General features: G+C 47.7%; 9 protein-coding genes. 2 read left to right on the top strand and 7 right to left on the bottom strand.

Annotated features, from left to right (window positions below):
- Nucleotides 1-387 carry an SET domain-containing protein gene (locus SGRA_RS11165; RefSeq protein ID WP_015692794.1) on the top strand — a complete coding sequence of 129 codons (387 nt, stop codon included), beginning with the start codon at nucleotides 1-3 and terminating at the stop codon, nucleotides 385-387.
- A gap of 190 nt (nucleotides 388-577) precedes the next feature.
- Here the strand turns inward: SGRA_RS11165 and SGRA_RS11160 are convergent, their stop codons facing one another.
- The 6 genes from SGRA_RS11160 to SGRA_RS11135 all read right to left on the bottom strand — a co-directional run bounded on the left by SGRA_RS11160 (nucleotide 578) and on the right by SGRA_RS11135 (nucleotide 13,160).
- Complete coding sequence (locus tag SGRA_RS11160) at nucleotides 578-1,522, bottom strand: hypothetical protein (RefSeq protein ID WP_041329632.1); 945 nt, start codon at nucleotides 1,520-1,522, stop codon at nucleotides 578-580.
- Between the two features lie 201 nt (nucleotides 1,523-1,723).
- A complete protein-coding gene (locus SGRA_RS11155) occupies nucleotides 1,724-2,338 on the bottom strand; it encodes a hypothetical protein (protein ID WP_015692791.1) in 615 nt (204 codons plus the stop codon).
- Entirely contained in the window at nucleotides 2,338-3,081 is a 744-nt protein-coding gene (locus SGRA_RS11150) for a redoxin (RefSeq protein WP_245538542.1), read from the bottom strand. The genes SGRA_RS11155 and SGRA_RS11150 overlap by 1 nt, the downstream gene beginning before the upstream one ends.
- Before the next feature lie 326 nt (nucleotides 3,082-3,407).
- Nucleotides 3,408-5,420 carry a hypothetical protein gene (locus SGRA_RS11145; RefSeq protein ID WP_015692788.1) on the bottom strand — a complete coding sequence of 671 codons (2,013 nt, stop codon included), beginning with the start codon at nucleotides 5,418-5,420 and terminating at the stop codon, nucleotides 3,408-3,410.
- A gap of 196 nt (nucleotides 5,421-5,616) precedes the next feature.
- Nucleotides 5,617-10,089: a CHAT domain-containing protein gene (locus SGRA_RS11140; RefSeq protein WP_015692787.1), complete on the bottom strand. Its 4,473-nt coding sequence runs from the start codon at nucleotides 10,087-10,089 to the stop codon at nucleotides 5,617-5,619.
- 203 nt (nucleotides 10,090-10,292) lie between these two features.
- Nucleotides 10,293-13,160, bottom strand: a complete 2,868-nt coding sequence (locus SGRA_RS11135; RefSeq protein ID WP_015692786.1) for a TonB-dependent receptor — start codon at nucleotides 13,158-13,160, stop codon at nucleotides 10,293-10,295.
- Nucleotides 13,161-13,583: 423 nt separating this feature from the next.
- On the opposite strand from SGRA_RS11135, the gene SGRA_RS11125 reads away from it, so the two are divergent.
- Entirely contained in the window at nucleotides 13,584-13,871 is a 288-nt protein-coding gene (locus SGRA_RS11125) for a hypothetical protein (RefSeq protein ID WP_015692784.1), read from the top strand.
- A gap of 545 nt (nucleotides 13,872-14,416) precedes the next feature.
- Here the strand turns inward: SGRA_RS11125 and hflX are convergent.
- Nucleotides 14,417-15,628, bottom strand: coding sequence for a GTPase HflX (gene hflX / locus SGRA_RS11115; RefSeq protein WP_015692782.1), 1,212 nt, complete (start codon nucleotides 15,626-15,628; stop codon nucleotides 14,417-14,419).
- Nucleotide 15,629: the final 1 nt, after the last annotated feature.

Below are 15,629 nucleotides of genomic sequence, written 5' to 3'. Positions count from 1 at the left end.
ATGCAACGATTAGACTTTATCTATTTTAAGGATAGCCCCAAGGGGGGCCGCGGCATTTTTACCGCCGATTATATTCCCAAAGACACCCTGATCGAGATCTGCCCCGTGCTGGTCCTCTCTAATGAAGATCGAGAAAAGATTCATCAGACCTTTTTGCACGATTACTATTTTTTGTGGGATAAAGAGGGCAAACAGGCCGCTATTGCCCTGGGCTACGGCTCTTTGTACAACCATTCCTATCAGCCCAATGCCTATTATCAGATGAATAAAGATGGCCAATCTATTGATGTTTATGCGGGCGAGGACATTGAGCCTGGTCAAGAGATTTGCTTCAATTATAATGGCCAACGCTTTGATGATAGCCCCCTTTGGTTCGAGGCGAAGTAATTTATTAAAGATTTGGGGCCTCAGCAGCTAAAGCTGCTGCGCTATGTTGCGCAGCTCGCTGCTCGCTCGGCCCTGCAGCCCTTCGGGCTTTGGTCTGCGGCTGCGCCGCACTGCTCCACAGCGCTAGGCCAAGAAAAAAGCGAGCTCAGCCAAATGGCTGAGCTCGCTTTGCGTTAATGCGGCTAGGCGTTTAAATTGGACCAGCGGGTAATTCATTGGCTGGGCGCAACTGTATGCGAATCAAAGTATTCACTTTTTCGTCTAGCTTCATCTCTTCTTGATAAGGCTCAATGAGCGCTTGAGTGCGAATGCGGCCCAAGGGATAATTTTTTCCATCTTGGCGATAAAAACCCACAATTTGTTGCAGCAAATCACCCATCAACAGCGCCTGCTGATGTGACTTTTCGCCGAGGAGCTCTGCCGACTCAATGCCTCGGTCCAAAGCCACCGCACTGAGATCGATCCGCAACTCGCCTTGTTGGATTTTAAGTTGTATATCTTCGGGCAGGTTCATCCACCATTGCTGCATCGTTTGCAAATTAGCTTGGCGAATGCTGGCCGTAGTCAAATGCACCTCTTGGTCAAAACTCTTCAAATCAGCAGATACCTTTTTCAGGATATGGATAGAAGTAGAGCCTTCTGTACTGGCTAGTTCTGCTGTTTTATTGAGTAAAGTGGTATTCACTCTAAACGTCATTTCTGGGCTACTGCCAATAATTTCTTCTAGGGCTTCTCCAGTTTGCTCAATTTGAGGGTCCGTTTGTTCGGGCTGCATTTTGGCCTCATCGGTAGAGCTTAGCTGCGTGACCAGCTCGAGCTCCACCTCTTTTCTTTGGATTTGCTGCTGCACATTTTCGGGCAGTTGCTCCCACCACGCCCGCAAAGCGGCCAAGCGCTCTGCCGATAATTCCTTTTGGCCCAACTCTTCCTCCTTCATGGCAATTTCAATAGAGTGCTCCTTCATTTCTAAACGAAGCGAGATACTATCGGCCATAGGGGTAGGCGATAAAACTGGGCGTTCTACCAACTCCTTTTCGGTAGGAATTTGGCTAAGTGCTGCTGCATCTTTCATTTCTGGCTGGCAGCTATACAGACAGAACAAGAGGAGGACAAAAGGTCCATATATGTACTTCATAGGTGTAGGGCGTTGAGCAGCTAAGGTATAAAAAATAAAGCCTCTAGTTATAGGTATACTACTAGAACGTAGAATTATTCTTAATTGCTTAGTAGATAGGCAATTTTCTTAACATTTTCTTCAAAAATATTGCCACGGCCTTAAGCTTTCCCTTTAGTCAATAGATAATTCCTTTATATTCGACAAAAAGGTGGTTTTCTACTATTTAATTGTTTTTTGGGCCAATAGAGCTAGGAGGTTGAGCATCGCTTTGGCCCATTTCAGGTCCTCTGCATCTAGCAAAATGGCAGAGGCTTCAAATCGGAGAGTATTGGCCTCCCATTCAAAATGCCCTTTCCATTGGCGTTCTAGGCGCAGCAATTTATGAATGAGTTCTTCATTGAGTAGCTGATGGACAAAAGCCTCATTTTCTGAGCGGAGCAAGAAGTTATCATCTAGTTTGGCCTCTCCTATTTGGATATCTATCCAGCCTAGTTCTGCTTGAATTTGGCTGAGCAGGGTTTCTTGGCCCAAATAAGTTTTCGGACTATTTTTGGGGAGACTCAGCTCGGCAAAAAACTGATAGCTATCGGCTTTATTGCTGCTGCGGCTATACTGTTCCATATAGAGCGGAAAGCCGGCCAATTTCCCTTTGGCGGCTAGGCGAAAAAAGGCCTCGTCTTCTTCTGCGCTTAGGCTTTGGAGAGCATATTCGTCGAGCAGAAACTGCCATTGTATTTGCATGGCCTTTTCTTGTCTTTTGTTCCAGTGGGCCAGCAAAAAATAGCTCCCCAAACCAACCAAAAGCAAACTGGCTAATAAGGCAAATAACAACATTATTGATTCATTTTTTTGGCAGAGCAGGCATACTCTAGCTGATTATAGCGAATTTTAGCTCGGCCGAGGGTATTGGCATCTCTAAGGTCTGCCGAAATATAGACCAGTTCCTTGCCTGTAAAAGCAGAAAGTCTAATTTGGTCCTTTTGGACCGTACCTTCTAAGTGGATGGGGCTTTTGCTAATGCCTGATTTGAGCTCGGCATAGACTGTATTTTTATCTGTCCGCAACTTAAGTTGTCCGGGAATCAAGTTTTCTTCTTGGTCCAAAATATCTAAGGCCCAATTTCCATTGATATCATGTGCGGGTTCCATATGCAGATCCTTAAAGCGATGTGGGCGGCTAAACTTAGCATAGAGCTTAATCGGGAGGTCCTCGCCTTTGGCGGCGGCGCCTTTCACCATATAATTGCCTTCCATCAGGTCTACTTCTCGAATAAGGCGGAGGTAGTTTTCGGTTTCTTTGAAGTGCACAAAGAGGGTATCGCCCCAAAAACGGAGGCTATCGGCATAGACGCTATCCTCTCCATTATAGAAAAGCAGGCGGGGTTTATCCACCTCTTGGCTGCTAATAGATTTAAAGAGGACGGGCACTCGCTCGGCATCTTCTCCTTCTCCAAACATAAAGACCGCCCGCCAGCCGCCGGGGGCAATTTTCTGAAAGCCTTGGCCATTTTCGATAGCAAAGCAGGCCGTTAATAAAAAGCTGAGCGACAGGCTCCCGAAGGCCCATATTTTAGACATATTTTTCATCGGATCGTTTATTTTTTGATTTTAACATCAAACTGCCCGCAAAGTTAAAGAACTAGCGCATAGTTTAAGGCCTTTATTCGGCTATTTTATGTCCTTTTTGGTCCTTAATAGGCGGCGAAGCCGCCTGCGAGCGCAGCGAGCCATGGCCCAGCGCTGCGGAGCGGGTGGCCGAAGGCCAGACCGAGCGGGCAAAGCCCGCGCAGGGCCGAGCGAACAGCGAGCCCCGCAGCATAGCGGCGGCCGCCCGCCCTATTTTGGGCGGCCGCGGGCCCCAAAAAAAAGAGAAGCACTTGTTGAAGCACTTCTCTTTGCGTTATCTATTGATTACAGCTTTTGCAGCATTTTTTGTAGTATTTATTAGAGCTATAAAGGCTCACGATGGGAATATCGACGGCGATGAATGCGCCCCAGCGCCAGCCGCTAGTTTTATCGATATTCAGGCTCGCATTGGTCACCTCTCTGAGGTTGGGGCCTAACTGTGCACCCACCCCAATAGAAAGTGGATATTTGGGCACCCCATAAATGAGGTAAGCGCCGGGAGCAAAGACATTTTCCATTTTTAGCTCGGGCAATTCGCTCACATTATCCTCGCCTTCGGCCTCAAAGCGGAAGGTAGTCAGGGCGCCAAGATCGATAGCCGAGGCCAAAATACTGATAGAACCCGCGCCTTTGAAGCCCCAGTTGAAGGTCACGCCAACGGGAGTGGCCAAAGAATAAAAGCTGCTCGTTCCAACACCATTTAGGTGCTCTTGGCCAGCAGAAAGGCCCACATAGGCATTGATGGCCACACTAAAGCGAGAGTATTTCTTGATGGCAGAGCCGCCAGGAGGCAAAGCAAAAGCCGAAATCGCCTGGCTCACTTCCTTAGAAGATTTGGCCTGTACCGCCGTAGCGATAAAGCTACCGTACTTCATCAAATTCTTGCGCTCACAAGCATATTCGTCTTGGGGCAAGAGCTTTTCAATAATGACCAAAGTATTGATCACGGCAGAAGTATAATGCTTCTTGCGGATATTGAGGCCCAGGGTGTTGAGGTCGCCCACAATGCCCAAATAACGGTCTACAATACTATCTTGCTCGGTAGTGGCGCCCACCAACTGCTTCTTAAAATTATAACCTTCTAGCAGCATATTCGAGACTCCCTGAGTAAAATGATAATAGTCGTCAAACTCCAGTTCCTTCTCGCTTTCGTCTAGGGTAGCACCTCCTTTGGCACGGCGGCGAGCATTTTTTCTGCCGCGAATATCCTTGGCAATGCGCTGTACATTTTTGCCCTCATCGGCAAAGCGCTTAAGGTTATTGACCAATGAACGCATCTTGAGGTTATCGCCACGGAGGTCCAAAAGGCTTTCGCCCAAGGTTTTCTCCTCATCAATTTGATAATCTTTTCCTTTTTGGTAGAGTAGGCCAAAGAAAATATCATTAAAAGTAGTGTCGCGAACAAGGTCCACCACCTCATTGGGGGTCACCCAATAGCCAGACTGATCTTTTTGCTCCAAGGCCTTAGAGAACAAGCCCAATAGCTTGAGGTTGCGTTGCATCACGGGCACAAAAGCGGCGCTATCATCCTCGGGCGTAAGCACGTGCAAATAGGCATCTTCAGCCATATAGCTCACAATTTGAGCGGGAGGAGTTTGCTCTTGCAAGAGCTCGCCTACCTTAAAAAAGTCGCTCATCATATGGCGCTGCATGGGGCTCTTGATGCGAGAAGAATTTTGCACAAAATCATCTAGATGGTAGCCCAAGTCATTGAGGTCGGTCAAAAAGCTTTCTCTCAAAACCTCCCAAAAGGCATTAAAGCGGTAAATATCCTTATCAATTTGGAGCAAAACGGCCGAAGTGGTGGGAAAGAGGTAGCGCATCTCCTCAGATTCCTCCACTTTTTTCTGAAAATCCTTAAAAAAGGCAATCGTCAGCTCTTGTTTGGTCCGATTGACTAGAAAGTCGGTTAGGCCCATAATAAAGGTAGAACCGGGCATGCCCAAACCACTAGCGGCTCCGGCCAAACCACCAATGGCCCGCTGTCCGTCGCCCTCTACGCCTCGGTCTTCCTCGGCCATTACTAGGACCAAATAGGGGGCAATAAAGGGGTTGTCTTCATAGGCTTCTAGTACATCCGCCTGGCTAGCCGACTTGGCTAAGGGGCGGTCCAAGTTGTAGGCCAACAACTTAATGAGTTCTGATTGTGTCGATTTTGTCGTCATCAGCATCCCATCTTCATCAATCATTTCCCGAATTTTTCGGGCGTCATGAATCATCTGGGCCTCTAGGGAAGGGCTTAGGGTAAACAGCAGCAGAAGGGCTGCAAAATAATGGAGATAGGTTTTCATACAATTGCAATTAAATATGATGAATGTTTGTTTTGGATATACTTTTGGGGCCTGCGGCCGGCTAGGCTACGCCTAGCTCGGCCGCCGCTATGCTACGGGGCTCGCAAGTCTGCTCGGCCCTTCAGGCTTCACTTCGTTTCGCCTTCGGTCTGGCCTTCGGCCACCCGCTCCGCAGCGCTAGGCCAGGCGGGGCCGTTTACTCGAGCAGAATAAAGGCCGCCCAATAATAGGGGTTACGGTACTGCGCCCGCATTTCGTCTTGGGCCAAGCGGAAAGCCTTATGATAATTGCCCAAAGATAAGTAGTGGCGATAAAAACGCTGCATCAGTTCAGAGGTCTGGGCATCGGGCACCTTCCAAAGACTAATAATCAGGCGTTGGGCACCGGCCATCTTAAATGCCCTTTGCAAGCCCATAATTCCTTCGTTATTATCAATATCGCCTCGGCCTGTTTCACAGGCCGAAAGGACCACCAATTCTGTTTGGAAAAGATTGAGGTTAGAGACCTCATAGGCACTAAAGATTCCATCGGCTAGGCCCTCAATGGGAGCTCGGCCTTTCCAGACATAGTTAATATTAGTCAGGGCCAAGCCCGAGCGGAAGAGCGGATTTTCGATTTCGGCCAAGCGCTCTTCAAAGGTTTTTTCTTGCTTCTTTTGGGCCAAGGCCTTGCGCAGGTCCGTTTCTACTTTTGGCGCAGGGAAAAAATAGCCATGTGTGGCTACATGCAAAATATTGGGCTCCTCTCGGTTGATATGCTCTACTACGGTTTCTTCTAGGGCATTGAGGCCCATAATTTTATTTACGCCCCAGTTTTCGGCCTGAAACTGCTGGGCAATTTGGTTGACCTCTTTTTCTGTTCCTTGCAAATAAAGGAAGTCTTCGCCACGGCTAGCGCCAGCCTTGGGGGTTGGTAAATTGGCGGCTAGGGCCTCCTCATTAAAGGTTCCAAAATCTGGAATACCCAGTTCGCCCTCTTTGATTTTATCAAAGGGGAGTTCTACATTTTGTGCTTGGGCCACAACTTCTAGTTCTGTTTGGCTAAGGTCAAATTTCACCCCACCAATCAAAGAGATTTTGGCCTTTTGGCTAGCGGTCTGTTCTCGGAGGAGGTCTCGCATGGCGCTATGATAAATAATATCGTGGCGGTCCATCAGGCGCAGGCGAGAAAAATCATCTACTCGCAGAGTGGCAAAGGCAATTTTGGCCAATAATCCGGTGGGACAAAGGTGGATAGTTTTGGCGCCTTCCAGCTCTTTTTCCATGGGTTCCCAAAGCATAAAATAGAGATTATTGCTCTCTAGGTCATCTGTAATATAGTTGAGTCCAGCAGGAGAAACCTCATTTTGCAGGCTCATCGCCAATTCGCTTTCTAGGCAAAGGGGGATCATTTTTGGTCCCTCCCATTCGGGCCGCATGAGCATTCCATAATACTGGGCGCTAATATTTCCATAATCATCGCTTCGCTCTAGGCGCAAGAAATCGACAGCGGCCTCATTTTCGCCTAACTTTTCTTTGAGTTGGGCCAAATTGAGCTGTTGATTTTCTTGTTCAAAGACCTCTCTGAGGGGTTTAGAGTCTCGGCTAATTCGTTCTTCTAGGTCCTTAATTTCTTTTTCTAGGACCGTCAGTTGTACGCCTTCGGCCTTTCGTTCTTTGGGGCTAAGGCTAAGCAGGCGGGCCACCTCCTTTTTGAGATTTTGCATTTTCTCAAAGTTATTTTGCAGCACCACATTATCGGAGGCATAAATAACTTGGCGGATATTGCTACTAGTTTCTAGGGCTAGGCCCTTTACTCTAAAGTGAGCGTTTAGGGCTGTTTGGACCAAATTGGGCTGAGGGTTTTGGGCCACAAACAAGAAAAAGGCATTGAGTCGTTTGGCCAAGGGGCGCAAAAACTCTAGGCGTTCCTCTTCGGGCAAATCATTATAGCTATCCTCTAGGCGTTTTAGGTCAATATCCAAGGCCTTTAGGTAGTGGACCTCTGCTTTTTCTAGCTGTTCTCTTTTTTGGTAAAAGCTAGCTATTTGCAGTTGAAGGTCGGCCAATTCGGTAGGGTCTTTTAAGCCCTTTAGGGCCATTTCCTGATATTTTTTGGCTTTTTCATCCTCATACATGAGGTCATAATAAAGGGCCAACAATTGTTGTAGAGAGGCATCGTATTTAAAGTCGAGCAAGCTAGACTGCTCCTCATAGGCCATAATTCGCTTAAAGATATCGTAGGCCTGTTCGTACTCTCCTTCTTCGAGCATGGCGCCTCCTTGGTGGCGAAGGATTTTGATATAATTCAGGGCATCCTTAAACTTTGTACTGCGGTTTACTTGGCCTTGGCTTTCGAGTTCTAGGAGTAGGACAAGAGCTTGGTCAAAATAATCTTTAGCCTCTTGGTATTCGCCTAGGGCTTGTAGTGTTTGGCCAAAATCATCTAGAATTTGGACCAAAAGGCCACTGGGCTCGGCCACCTTTTGTTGGGCCGTTTGTAGGGCTTCATAGGCGGCAATATAGCGGCCCGTTTTGCGATAAATACGGCCTAGGCGGTAGTAGACTTCTGCCTCATCCACCACTTCGCGGTCAAATTCATCGGCATCGGGCAGGCGGAGCAGCATCTTTTTATAGAGTCCCTCGGCCTTTACATAGCGGTCGTTGTCATAATGCCAATTGGCAAAATCCTGATAGGCCCGCAAGTAGCGGCCCATATAGACCTCTATATCTTGCAGCTCAAACCCCTTGAGGCGGCGCTCAAAAAGTTGTTGGCTACTAGCGGTCTCCCAGCGGTCATCCTTAAGGAGCTTATCGGTAATTTTTTCTAGTAGTTCTACATAAAAGATAGAGATCCCCTCTGTTTTCTCATAAATCATGAGGGCTTGTTCGTAGGTGGCTAGGGCTTCTTGGGCCAGGCCATTCTTTTCGCTATCCTCCTGATCATAAAGGTAGCGGGCCTTCATGGCCAAAACATCGGCATACTCATCATTGTAGATGCCGCCCTCTGCTTTGCGGATAAACTCTAGGGTGGCAGCGGTTAATGCTCTATTGCTGGCCAAAGATAAATGGGCCACAGCGGCCTTATAAATATCATCATAGAACATTAGTGGGCGTTCTTCTAGAATAGGAATAATGGCCTGAACGAGCGCCTCTTCATCCTTGGGTTTTACTTCTCGGATGGCCTCCTGAATATACTTGAAGCCCTTCTCATAGACCAGAATCCCGGCTTTAACCAATTGGGCTCCTGCGGCTACCTTATAAAAGGGAAGTTTTTGATCTTCATTATAGTCAGCAATGAGAATTTTGGTCTCTTCCTCCATAATATCCCGCCAAGGTTGTGGAATTTTGGCCAAGTAAATCTCTTCCGTATCGGGGCTATCATCTGGAACATAATCATCGGCCATTATGGCATCAAGATCGAGGTCGTCTAGGTCTTTACTTAGGGCGGCAGATAATAGGTCTTGAAAAGACTGAAAAGCCAGTTCATCATCTAGGTCCTTAACGGCTAGCAGGGCCATTTTGAGGCGGACATCTAGTTCCTCCTCACTAATATCTCCATCATTTTCTTCCTGAATAGCTTCTAGCTCCTCGGCTAGGCTGCGGCGTTCTATTTCTTCATCGCTATAGCGCTGACTATCTTTGATATATTTAAACTGATAATAGAAAGGAGCTTTGCGGCCGCCATGATATTTTTTCAGGTCTGCTAATACAGCATTTACTTCCTCGGTAATATCTACATCGGTAAATTCATAGGCATAGCCTTGGTCACTATCATCAATAAAAGCCTTAAACTTTTTATAGAAGGTTTCGCTATTGGTTTCATGCTTAGCGAGCAGAGCACGGACCTCCATTTCTTGGGCAAAAAAGCGTTGCATTTCGGCGGGCATTTTTTGTTTAATGCGTCTAGCTTCGGCATCTAGCCCTTCTTCTTGGAGGCTAAGAATTTGTTCCCTTAGCTGCATATAAGACTGAAACTTACTTCCGTAATAGAGGGAAGACTCACTTTCGACCAAAAGGGCCTTATACAGCAAAAGGCTAATATCTTGTAGGATAAGTCGTTCGGTTTTATTTTGAGCTTCTGTTTCAATCAGGTCTGATAAATCCTGAAAGTTTTCGCCTCTTTGGCGTTCAAAGCTGCGTTGAAGCAGGACCAGCTGATTTAAGTTTTTGGGCAGAAAGGCTATAAAGTCGGCGAGATCCTCTTCGGGATAATTTTCTTCTAATTTTTGGGCGATTAAGACGGCTAAATCGTGGCCAGCATAATCTACGGTAATGAGGTAACATTTTACCAGTTCTCGCATCGCTTTGAGGTGGGCCAGACTATTTTCGCCATCGGTATATTTGGCCTTTTCGATTTGGTAATTGCTATAGAGGAAGCAAGCTTTTTCATCTTCTAATTTGGCCAATTGGCTTTGAAACTTGTCGGAGGCTTCGCCATATTCTCGGCCCAAAACTCTTAGGGCTTGGGCGACCAAGCTATCGGGTTCTTCGCTTAGGTCTTGGCGATAATAGAGCATGGCCAAATCCATGGCCTTTTCGGCATAATTGGGATGTTCTTTAGAATTGAGCAATTCGACTTCGGCCAGGGCTTTTCGGGCTTGCAGCACAGAGTCGCCCAAATTATTTTGGCCCAAAAGGCTCAGGCTAAAGAGCAAAAAGGAAGAAAAGAGGAGTATCCGATAAATCATAAGGGGGAAATTTTATTTAGGGAGATAAGTTCGTTTGGGGGGCCGAAGAAGAGGGCCCTGAGCTAGGCCAACTGTTGAGCGGCCTAGGGATGGAAAGCGGGGCGGCGAAGCCGCAGACCAAGGCGCTGCAAGCGCCGAAGGGCCGAGCAGACCTGCGAGCCGCGACACAGCCCGCAGCAGCTTGCTGCTGAGGCCCCAAAAAATTACATATTATAATAGAAGCCAAAATTGAAGCTACGGCCCCAATTGAACTGCCGATAAGCGTATTCCCTCGCCTTGAAGGTTTGGGTTTGCAAAAATGGGCTATCTAAGAGGTTTTGTACCGAAAAGCGAAGCTCAAAATGTCGGCCCAACGGTTTGTTCAGATGAACATCTAAATTGGGGCGAGGCTGCTCGATAATATCGGGGGTATTGCCATAAATGACATAAGCTAGGCGTTCGCCTTGGACCTGAAGGCCCAAGTTAGCCTCAAAATTTAACTTTTTATTTTGATATTGCAAGAGAATGCTCAAATTATAGGGAGATTGGCCAAAAAGCGGGCGAAAACTAGGGGCATCGGCTCGTTCTAGGCGCATAAAATCTAGTTCTTCTTTGGCAATTTTGGCTCGGGCATAGATGTAGCTAAAATTGAACTGCATCCACCAGGCATCTCCCCATTGGCCCAGCATGCCTAGCTCTTGCCGCAGTTCGATTTCCATGCCCAGCAGATAGCCCCAAGGAGCGGCTCGAAACTGCATTTGGTCGCTAAAGCCAGGTTCTAGAGTAGCCAACTCAATAGGGTTTTGGAGGTATTTGGCAAAAAATCCCCCAGCCAAAAGGCTGCGTTGGCCCTCATAATTCTCCCAGCGAATATCGAGATGTTGTAAATGCGTAGGCTGCTTGGCCAGCTCCAAATTTCCCGTAATTTGGTAGTCGCCCATATAATCAAAAGAGGTAAAGGCCGAAAGTTCTCGCAAAGAAGGGCGGGCAATAGTGGCCGAATAGGCCAGGCGGAAAAGCATATCTTTATCCAGTTCATGCCGAAGCGAAAAGGCGGGTAGAAGGACGGGATACATATTGAGCCCATCGACCGAAATGCTATCTTGATCGAAGCCCGTATAGGCATTGATGACGCCTTCTAGGCGGAAGCCCGCCTCTAGCTGCGTTTTTGGCCCGAGGGTCCAGAGAGTAGAGGTATAGCCGCCCAAAAGGAGCTCTAGAGCCACATAATTATTGGTAGAATCATAGGCATTTTCGATGAAGATACCTGGCACAAGGCTGTTTGTACTATCAGACCAATTGATGTAGTTGCTGCTTTGAATATAATTGGCTGCGCCCCCGCCCGTATAGGGCAAATAGCTCGTAGAATAGCGCAATTGGCGTTCATCAAAGTATTGGTATTTGGCGGTGCCTCTAAAGCCCCAGCTCAGGCTTTTGAGTCGTTTTTGCTTATACTTTCGCTTAAAATTGAGTTGTCCTTCTCCGCTAAAGGCCTGAATTTGTCGGTAAAAACGGCGAGGTTCTCCCCCGGCGCCCTCAATAATGCGGTGGCTTTGTTCTTCTCCGCTAAAGGTATTCACGCTATAGACCTCATTAAAATAGCGGAGGTCGGGTTGGTTATTATTAGAGAGGCTAGCCGAGAGGGTCCAATCAATTTCTAGGGCTTCATTTTGGCGGAGATGCCGGCCCAAAAGCTGCAAGGCTGCAATATTCTTCTGCTCAAAATCCCAGCTCTTTGTGCGGTAGCGAGTATCTTCTCCTAAGCCCGAGGCAAATTGATATCTGCCACCCAGGCCTTCTAGCTCTCGATAGCTTTTTTCGGTCCCTAGATTATCCATAATAACCAAGGAGATGCGGTTACGGCGGCTCTTATAAGATAGGGTAAAAAAGAGATTGGCTCGGCTTTGTTCCTGATAAAATTGGTCGCTAAGCTCCAACTGATTTTCTAGCTCATAATTGGCTTCATAGTCGCCAGTGAGGTGGTGCATAGCGGCATAACCGCCCTCATACATCATAGAAAATCGCTTGAAGAGGGCCACAAAAGCGTAGCTAATCGAGCGGCCTTTTTTAAGGTCTTTTCGGCGGCTGATGGAGAAATTGAGGCCCAGATTGGGGCCAGGCATATTCATTTTCGTGCTAAAGTTGGCTGGAAAAGCCAGACTTCTATTGCGCAAGGCTAGGGTGAGGTCTCTAGAAGAGGGATTATCGGGTAGGTTCAGGGCATCGGAGGGCAGACTTCGGCTGCCATCATCTAGGCCGATAAAGTCTAGCGTCCCCCCCTCATAGCTCATAAAGTTGGGGTTGAAGCTAGCGCTTTGGTGCATCCCAATATGCAATTGATGCTGCAACTGTTGTTTTTCTGGAAAGCGGCGGGTTTCTATATTGATAATGCCCGTGCCCGAGCTCGCCAACTGCTCTGCCGAATAGCCTTTTTCCAAAATGATATGGTCAATGATCGTGCTGGGAAAAAGGTCGAGTTGAATCAGGCTATTGTTGAGGTCCAAGCTGGGTAGTTCGGCCCCATTGAGCAGGGTTTTTAGATAGCGCCCGCCTAGTCCTCGGATAAATAATTGGTTGTTGTTTTCTACATTAACTTGGGGCAATTGGCGCAAGGCCTTACTCAGGTCCTCATCGCCAGAGTGGAAAACAGATTCGGCCGCTAGGGTTTCTATAATTTGCTGGCTACTTTTTCTGCGCAGGAGCATACTTTGGGCCGAATAGCGATTGAGGTTCTGGCTCTGATGATTTTCTTCGGCCTTACCGCCCAAATCTATATCGGGGTTCCCCAAGCGGAAATAGGCCAAGCGAATGCCGCCCTCCCGAATTGTCATGCCTTTTATTTCTTGTTTGGGCGCCTCCGGATGCGTACAAATTAAACTGTATACGCCCGCAGGTACCGACAAAATGACAAAGTTGCCATCTAAATCAGTTTGTACTTCTTTGAGCTGTTGCCCATTTTGCTCCAAAAGCAGTAAAGCCCCAACCAAAGGCTTGCCCGCCTCGGCATCACTGACCTTACCCCGAATAGAGCCCGTTTGGGCCAATAAACAAAAACTCAAAAACTGAAGGAAAAGGAGGAGAGGGTATTTCATCGCAGTTGTAGTTTCCACAAAGGTACATAAGCTATTATAGAGTATCCTATTCTAGTTCTATTTTTTTGGGGCCTCCGCCTCGCTACGCTCGTCGGCGCTACGTTTCGCAGCTCGCTGTTCGCTCGGCCCTGCGCGGGCTGCGCCCGCTGGGTCTGGCCTGACGGCCACTGCTGCACATCGCTAGGCCGTTTGGCCTTCGGCCATAACTGCAGGTTGAAACCCGCAGCCAATTTCGGAACCACTAAGCTAGATTTTGGCCACCCCTTGGCCTGCAGCTTAAAAGCCGCAGGTCCTGAAAATCGAATACCTTCACCTTTCTTCAATGAAGCAGGGACTTTTAAGCCGCCATGACTAAAGGCAAAACAGCTCACCAAAACCTTTACGCCCTATTGGACAGAGATCAAATACCCCATCAAAACCTTTTTGCCCTATTGGACAGAGATCAAATACCCCATCAAAACCTTTTTGTCCTATTGGACAGAGATCAAACACCTCATCAAAACCTTTTTGCCCTATTTGACAGAGATCAAACACCTCATCAAAACCTTTTTGCCCTATTTGACAGAGATCAAACACCCCATCAAAACCTTTTTGCCCTATTTGACAGAGATCAAATACCCCATCAAAACCTTTACGCCCTATTTGATAGAGATCAAATACCTCATCAATACCTTTTTGCCCTATTCGCAATTTGTGAAACGGCATTTGTAAACTGCGCTAAGGGACTGTTCAGGATTTTGTGTGTATTAGAATAAAATTTTGGCCTTTAGCTTAGTGCTCAAAAGCAGGATTCAGCCATTCATCGCCTAGGGACAAGCCCCTAGGCTAATCCAATGGAGTCAGCCCTCTGCGAGGGCCTCAACTGCTGATATATAAGGCCTTGCTAAGTAGTTATTTCAAAAAAGGACCTCATCCAAAGGCCCTCTTTAGAGGGCTGTCTGAAAAAGCTAGCCTAGGGGCTTGTCCCTAGGCAGCAAAAAGGAGAAACACAAAATTTTAAACAGTCTCCCCAAAACGGCCAAGCCGCCGAAGAAGACCGCCAAAAGAAGAAAGACCGCTGAGCGGCCCAGCGCTGCGCAGCCGTGGCCCGCAGGGCCAGACCAAGGAGCGAAGCGACGCAGGGCCGAGCAGAGCTGCGAGCGGCGCAGCATAGCGGCGGCCGAGCTAGCCGAAGGCTAGCCGGCCGCGGGCCCCAAAAAAATAGCAAGCAGATCTAACATCCACTTGCTATTTATATGATCCCTTAAAAAAGGCGGTTAATACCAAAAGTTCTTTTTGTGCGGGTAGCGCTCTATATAGAGCTCGCCGATATGTTGGGCCAGGCTTTCTCTAAACTCCTCGATGCCCTCCTCTTCGGTAACGGCCATGAAGGTCGCCTTATTTTGGGTTTTCTCCTGCCATTGTTTTCTCAGTTCGCTTTCGAGCTGCTCTCTTTCTTCAGCGGTCAAGAAATCGTCAAAAACCTCCGAGCGGTAGCGGTCCATTTTATTGAAGACATAGAGGCAGGGAATGCTGCCCGCGCCCAGCTCCTTGAGGGTTTGCTCCACCACCTGAATATGGTCGCGATATTGGGGATGCGAGATATCGACCACATGGATCAGCAGGTCACTTTCTCGGACCTCATCGAGGGTAGACTTAAAACTTTCGACCAAATGGTGGGGCAGTTTTCGGATAAAACCGACCGTATCGGAGAGCAGGAAAGGCATATTGCCCACCACCACCTTACGGACCGTAGTATCGAGGGTGGCAAAGAGTTTATTTTCAACCAAAACCTCTGATTTTCCGAGGCGATTCATCAGGGTAGATTTTCCGACATTGGTATAGCCCACCAAAGCGGCCCGGATCATGCCCTGACGGCTTTTTCTTTGGGTGCTGGCTTGCAGGTCAATTTTGGCCAGCTTCTTTTTGAGCAAAGAAATGCGGTCGCGGACAATCCGTCTATCCGTTTCAATTTCCTTTTCTCCAGGTCCACGCATACCGATCCCCCCTCTTTGGCGTTCGAGGTGGGTCCAGAGCCCTCTCAAACGGGGCAAAAGGTATTGCATTTGGGCCAATTCTACCTGCGCTTTGGCTTGGGCGGTTTGGGCATTAGAGGCAAAAATATCGAGGATCAGGCTAGAGCGATCGACAATTTTACACTTAATTTCCTCTTCCAAAAAGCTCGTTTGCTTACCCGTCAAATCGTCATCAAAGATGACCAGATTGATCTCTTTATCTTCTACATAATCTCGGATCTCCTCCATTTTCCCTTTGCGCACAAAGGTTCTGCGATCGGGATGATCTAGGCGTTGGGTAAAGCGTTTGACCGTTTTTGCCCCGGCGGTTTCGGCCAAAAACTCTAGTTCATCCAAATGCTCATGCACCAATTCTTCGGGCTGATCGGGTAAAATAACGGCCACCAAAACGGCCTTTTCGATGCCCAATTTGGGCTGAAAATTCTTTTCTCCTAAGTTCCACTTCTCTGACATA

The sequence above is a fragment of the Saprospira grandis str. Lewin genome, assembly GCF_000250635.1.
In the GTDB taxonomy this organism is placed as follows: Bacteria; Bacteroidota; Bacteroidia; order Chitinophagales; family Saprospiraceae; genus Saprospira; species Saprospira grandis.
Note: the sequence above shows the minus strand (reverse complement) of the source record. Positions and strands in the feature narration are given on the sequence as shown.

What these genes read in the sequence shown, in the direction of transcription:
- SGRA_RS11165 (WP_015692794.1), top strand. Translation starts at nt 1, where the DNA reads ATGCAACGATTAGACTTTATCTATTTTAAGGATAGCCCCAAGGGGGGC.
- SGRA_RS11160 (WP_041329632.1), bottom strand. Translation starts at nt 1,522, where the DNA reads ATGAAGTACATATATGGACCTTTTGTCCTCCTCTTGTTCTGTCTGTAT.
- SGRA_RS11155 (WP_015692791.1), bottom strand. Translation starts at nt 2,338, where the DNA reads ATGTTGTTATTTGCCTTATTAGCCAGTTTGCTTTTGGTTGGTTTGGGG.
- SGRA_RS11150 (WP_245538542.1), bottom strand. Translation starts at nt 3,081, where the DNA reads ATGTCTAAAATATGGGCCTTCGGGAGCCTGTCGCTCAGCTTTTTATTA.
- SGRA_RS11145 (WP_015692788.1), bottom strand. Translation starts at nt 5,420, where the DNA reads ATGAAAACCTATCTCCATTATTTTGCAGCCCTTCTGCTGCTGTTTACC.
- SGRA_RS11140 (WP_015692787.1), bottom strand. Translation starts at nt 10,089, where the DNA reads ATGATTTATCGGATACTCCTCTTTTCTTCCTTTTTGCTCTTTAGCCTG.
- SGRA_RS11135 (WP_015692786.1), bottom strand. Translation starts at nt 13,160, where the DNA reads ATGAAATACCCTCTCCTCCTTTTCCTTCAGTTTTTGAGTTTTTGTTTA.
- hflX (WP_015692782.1), bottom strand. Translation starts at nt 15,628, where the DNA reads ATGTCAGAGAAGTGGAACTTAGGAGAAAAGAATTTTCAGCCCAAATTG.